At 62.4% G+C, this 5,361-nt stretch carries 4 protein-coding genes; all 4 read left to right on the top strand.

Annotation, left to right across the window (positions count from 1 at the left end):
• Positions 1 to 1,626, top strand: a 1,626-nt coding sequence (locus AC1DRJ_RS18480; RefSeq protein ID WP_477803429.1) for a sigma-54-dependent Fis family transcriptional regulator, incomplete at its 5' end; no start/stop codon positions are given.
• The gene (locus AC1DRJ_RS18475) at positions 1,626 to 3,344 is read left to right on the top strand and encodes an ABC transporter ATP-binding protein (protein WP_477803428.1); all 1,719 of its coding nucleotides are present in this window, start codon (positions 1,626 to 1,628) and stop codon (positions 3,342 to 3,344) included. The genes AC1DRJ_RS18480 and AC1DRJ_RS18475, both read left to right, overlap by 1 nt.
• On the top strand, positions 3,334 to 4,011 hold the full coding sequence (gene qhpE / locus AC1DRJ_RS18470; protein WP_477803427.1) for a subtilisin-like serine protease QhpE: 678 nt from the start codon (positions 3,334 to 3,336) through the stop codon (positions 4,009 to 4,011). The genes AC1DRJ_RS18475 and qhpE overlap by 11 nt, the downstream gene beginning before the upstream one ends.
• Complete coding sequence (qhpG, locus tag AC1DRJ_RS18465) at positions 4,008 to 5,309, top strand: flavin-dependent monooxygenase QhpG (protein ID WP_477803426.1); 1,302 nt, start codon at positions 4,008 to 4,010, stop codon at positions 5,307 to 5,309. Before qhpE ends, qhpG begins: the two co-directional genes overlap by 4 nt.
• Positions 5,310 to 5,361: the final 52 nt, after the last annotated feature.

Here is a 5,361-nt window from a genome sequence, read left to right as displayed (position 1 = left end):
GGGCTGATTATCCTCGCCAACTCCGACGCCACCATTATCGCCGTCGAAGGGCGCGCCGATCGCCTCAAGGGCAGCGGTCTGCAAGACATCACCTTGGGCGCCTGCTGGAGCGAAGCCGCTCGCGGCACCAACGCGCTGGGCACCGCACTGGTTGAAGCACGGCCTACGATGATCGATTGCGGCGAACATTACCTTGATCGACTGACTGATTTCTCCTGCACTTCAGTGCCGATCCATTGCCCGCAAGGCGGCATGCTCGGCGTGCTCGATCTGACCCGTGAAGGCCCGCTCGGTCGCATTCACGACAGCACCGCATTGCTGGCCATGGCCGTCAGCCAGATTGAAAGCCGTGTCTTCAACGCCAGTTATCCCGACGAAATCGTGCTGGCCTTCCACAGCCGTCGCCAATACCTCGAATCCCCATGGCAAGGTCTGCTGGCGGTGAGTCTTGGAGGGCAGATTCTCGCGGTCAGCGCCCAGGCCTGTCAGCTGCTCCACGCCGAACGCTCGGCGCTGGTCGGCCGACGTTGTGAAGAGTTTCTGGGTGTCGACGGCCTGCAATTATTGTCTCGTCTGCATCAGGGCGGTGTCGGCAGCCTGCAAACCGCCAAAGGCGAATTCTTCTACAAAACCCTGCGCGCGCCGCAGCGGTCAATCAATGTCAGCACCCCACCACGCACCACCGCCAAAACAGCCAAGCCACAACCAGATCTTGAGTCACTTGCCGGCAGTAATGTGCGCTACGCACGAGCCTTGCGCATGGCCCGACAAGGTTTGGCCAATGAATTGCCGGTGTTGCTGCTCGGTGAAACCGGCACCGGTAAAGAAGTCATCGCCCGCGCCCTGCACATGGCCGGAACTCGTTGCGACAAACCCTTCATCGCGGTGAACTGCGCGGCGATTCCCGAAGGCCTGATCGAGTCGGAACTGTTCGGCTACCGTGAAGGCGCCTTCACCGGCTCCCGCCGTGGCGGCATGATCGGTCGCCTGCAACAGGCCCACGGCGGCACCTTGTTTCTTGATGAAATCGGCGACATGCCCCTGGCCTTGCAAGCGCGATTGCTGCGGGTGCTGCAAGATCGCAAAGTCGCACCGCTGGGCGCAGGCGAAGAGCAGGACATCGACGTCGCGTTGATCTGCGCCACGCACCGCGACCTCAAGCGTCTGGTGGAAGAAAAGCACTTCCGTGAAGACCTGTTCTACCGGGTCAACGGCATCAGCGTGATGCTCCCGGCCCTGCGTGAGCGCGAAGACTTCAGTGCGCTGGTCGGGAGATTGCTGGCCCGGCTCAACGCGCCCGCCGTCGTCCTGCATGACGATTTGAGCCGCTTGCTCGGCAGTTATCACTGGCCCGGCAACATCCGCCAACTTGAGACGGTCTTACGCACCGCTCTGGCCATGCGCGAGCCGGGGGAGACGGTTCTCACGCTCGACCACTTGCCCGACAGCATGCTCGACGAATTGACCGCGACCGAACGGCCTCAAGCTGGCAGCATCCGTGAAAATGAACTGGAGCTGATTCGTCAGTCCCTGGACACTCATCAGGGCAACGTCTCGGCCGCCGCCGACGCGCTGGGGATCAGTCGCGCGACCCTGTATCGCAAGCTCAAACAGTTGCGTTCGTGATGCAGCGCCTGATCGTTCGGCTGATCGACAGCCAGAACCCCGAAGCCCTGCAAGCGGCATTGCGCTGGCTCTATAGCTTCGTGCGCCCACATCGTCTGGCCATCGCCGGACTGCTCGGTCTGTCGGTGTGCGCTTCGTTGTTGGTGCTGGTGCAACCGTGGCTGACGAAGCTGCTGATCGACGATGGTCTGCTGGCGCGCAATTTTCCGATGCTGGTGTTGATTGCCGGGCTGATGATCGTTGCCGGGCTGCTCGGCACTGCGCTGTCGGGCATCAATCGCTACCTGCACACGCGGTTGTCCGGGCGGATTCTGTTTGCCCTGCGCGATGATCTCTATCGGCATTTGCAGACGCTCTCGCCGAGTTTTTACGGTCAGCGGCGGATCGGCGACTTGATGTCGCGCCTGGATGGCGATGTCGCGGAGATCCAGCGTTTTGCCGTGGACTCGCTGTTCTCGGCGGTGTCGAGCGTGATCGGACTGGTCTGCGCAGTGGCGATGCTGTTGACCCTTTCCTGGAAACTCTCATTGTTGGCGCTGGTGTTGATTCCCCTCGACGTGCTCTGGTTGCGCTGGATGCGGCGCAAGGTCGAGCGCGATGTGCGGCAATTGCGCGAGCGCTCGGCGGACATGTCCTCGTTCATGGTCGAAACCTTGCCCGTGATGAAGTTCATCCAGTCTGCCGGCCAGCAACAGCGGGAAGCACGACGACTGGAGACGCTGGGTCACGGTTACATGAGCCAATTGCTGCGCCTGCAAGTCACCGAATTTTTCACCCAGGCCGTACCGGGCACACTGACGTCATTGTCCCGTGCCTGTGCGTTTTTGATTGGCGGTTACTGGGTGGTGCAGGGGACTTGGCAGTTGGGTGCATTGATCGCGTTTTCGACCTATTTGGGCATGGCGGTCGGACCGGTTCAGAGCCTGCTTGGTCTCTACGTCGCCATTCAACGGATGACCGTCAGCTTAGGACGCGTGATGGAATTGCGCGGCGAAGAGCCGACCGTTTTGTCGCCGGTCCAGCCGCAACCGATGCCTGTATGCGGTGACCTGCGATTCGACGATGTGCACTTCAGCCATCCCGGCCGCCCGACGACCTTGCGCGGTATCGAAGCACGCATTCCCTACGGCTTGAAAGTCGCCCTCAGCGGCGGCTCCGGGGTTGGCAAATCAACCCTCATCGATCTGCTGCAACGTCACCATGATCCACAGTCGGGGCGGGTGTTGCTGGGGGAGGTCGATTTGCGCGATCTGGATCTGTTCCAGTTGCGTCGGCGGATTGCCGTGGTCAGTCAGGACATCGTGTTGTTTCGCGGCAGTCTCGCCGACAACTTGGCCTATGCCGTGCCGGACGCCAGTCGCGAGGCGATTGCCGAAGTCGCACGGCTGGCGCAACTCGACAGCCTGATCGAGTCGTTGCCCGAAGGCCTCGACAGTCCGTTGGGCGAGCGCGGTCAGCAGTTGTCCGGCGGGCAGAAACAACGCATCGCCATTGCCCGGGCACTGTTGCAGGACCCGCTGATTCTGGTACTCGACGAAGCCACCTCGGCGGTGGATGAAGCCACCGAACGCGAAGTCATCGAGGCCATCGATCGACTGTTTGCAGGGCGCACGCGAATATTGATCAGTCACCGTCCCTCAACTTTGGCGGATGCTGATCTGCGTTTTGAATTGCTCGACGGCGTACTCACCTCAAAAACGGTGCTGCATGAAGCCTGAACTACGAATCGGCGTCGTCGACAGCGGCCATTCGGCTGCGCAACAAGTGCAGGTCGTCGCTGGGCGGCGCTTCTCGTTGCTGGAGGACGGGTTGGCCGAAAGCGATTTGCGCGATGATCCGCTGGGCCATGGCAGCGCGGTGATCGAAGCCATCGGGCGGCGGGCTCCTTCAGCGGTGTTTTGCGTGGGGCAGGTGTTTGACCAGCGCGGCGTCACCAGCGCCTTGCAAATCGCCAGCGCCATTGACTGGCTGGTGTCGCAGGATGTTCGGTTGATCAATTTAAGCCTCGGTCTGCGCCAGGATCGCGGCCTGTTGCGCGAAGCCTGTGCAGCGGCGGTGGCGCGAGGCGTTCTGCTCTGTGCATCGAGCCCGGCGCAGGGCGAAGGTGTTTTCCCGGCGAATTATCCGCAGGTGTTGCGTGTCACTGGCGACGCGCGCTGCGCCGAACAAGAGTGGTCGTGGCTCAACAGTGCCCAAGCGGATTTCGCCGCGTGTGTGCACGGGACTTATCCGGGGCAGTCCGGCGCCAGTCTGGGGTGTGCCGCTATGAGCGGGCACATCGCCGCTTTTCTGGTCGCACATCCTGAGGCGAGCAACGAACAGGTGGTCGAGTGGCTGCGCGAGCACGCGCGTTATCGCGGCCCTGAACGGCGCGTCGGGCCATGATTGCAATTCTCGGCGCGGGGCCTGCGGGAGTGGCGGTAGCCCTGGGTTTGCGGCGGCTTGGTTATCCCGTGACGCTGGTCAGCGAGTGGCGCCGGTTTGCCGCGTTGGAAGGTGTTTCGGTGCGAGTGCTGGAGGCCTTGCGCAGCGCGGGCCTGCATCAGGCGCTGGCGGAGGCGGCGTTGCCTTCGCAGCGGCAGGTGTCGTGGAACGGTCAGCAACATGCGCAGAACATTGAATTCCTGTTGGACCGTCCAGGCTTCGACCGAGGCTTGCGCGATGACCTGCGCCTGGCTGGCGTCGAGGTGATCGAGGGGCGGGTGCTGACGGTTCAGACAGACGCGATAGGGCATCGAATCGATATCGAAGGGCGCGAATCGCTGGTCGCTGATTTTCTGGTGGAGGCCCGAGGGCGTCAGGCGCCGGCGCTGGGTAAAGGCCTGAGAGGGCCGGAGACGGTCAGCCTGCTCAATCGCTGGCAGGCCAGGCCGGGCAGCACCGCCAGCGCGGTAGAAAGCCTTGAAGATGGCTGGGCCTGGATGGCGCGGCGGGCTGACGGCCAGTGTTATTGGCAGTGGACGGTCGACGTGGCCAGCGCCGAACTGCCGGGTAAGGCGCAGTTGCTCGACTATTGTCGCCAGCGGCGCCAAGGCTCGGCGTTGGCTCAGGTGTTTTTCGGCACCACACCTGAAATCGACCTGCAACTGCATGCCCGCAGCAGCACTGCGATTCTGTGCCCGCAGGTGTGTGGGCAAAACTGGATTCGGGTTGGGGATGCGGCGATGGCGGTGGATCCGCTGTCGGGCAACGGGATTTTTCAATCACTGTCATCGGCGTTACAAGCGCCGGCCGTGATCAACACGCTGTTGCGAAAGCCCATGCGAGCGGCGTTGGCCCAACGCTTTCATCAGCAGCGGGTGGAACAGTTATTTTTGCGCTTTGCGCGGATCGGACGGGATTTTTATGCCGATGAACAGCGTTGGCTGGATCAGCCCTTCTGGCAGGCACGGCGGTGCTGGCCGGATGCTGAGGTTGCTCATGCCAAGGCGGATTTCAACGCGCTGAGGATCGAGCGGGCACCGGTGCTGCGGGATGGTTTTGTGGATGAGGCCGAGGTGGTGATCACGGCGGATCAGCCGCTGGGGATCTGGCATGTGCAAGGGGTCGAGGTGGCGCCGTTGGTGCGGCGGTTGCGCACTGAGCCTGTTGAGTACGTGCTGGCGGGGTTGAAGGTGGAGCAGGGGCGGATGGTTCGGGGTTGGTTATTGGCTCAAGGGTTCAAGCCCCGAGATTTGGGATGACGGGGCTGGCCCCTTCGCGAGCAAGCCCGCTCCCACATTTGATTTGTGGTGC

It is taken from the genome of Pseudomonas sp. P5_B2 (assembly GCF_056400445.1).
Note: the sequence above shows the minus strand (reverse complement) of the source record. Positions and strands in the feature narration are given on the sequence as shown.

Bases quoted from the DNA above. Each gene is read 5' to 3' on its own strand.
- qhpG (WP_477803426.1), top strand. From the start codon at position 4,008: ATGATTGCAATTCTCGGCGCGGGGCCTGCGGGAGTGGCGGTAGCCCTG.
- qhpE (WP_477803427.1), top strand. From the start codon at position 3,334: ATGAAGCCTGAACTACGAATCGGCGTCGTCGACAGCGGCCATTCGGCT.
- AC1DRJ_RS18475 (WP_477803428.1), top strand. From the start codon at position 1,626: ATGCAGCGCCTGATCGTTCGGCTGATCGACAGCCAGAACCCCGAAGCC.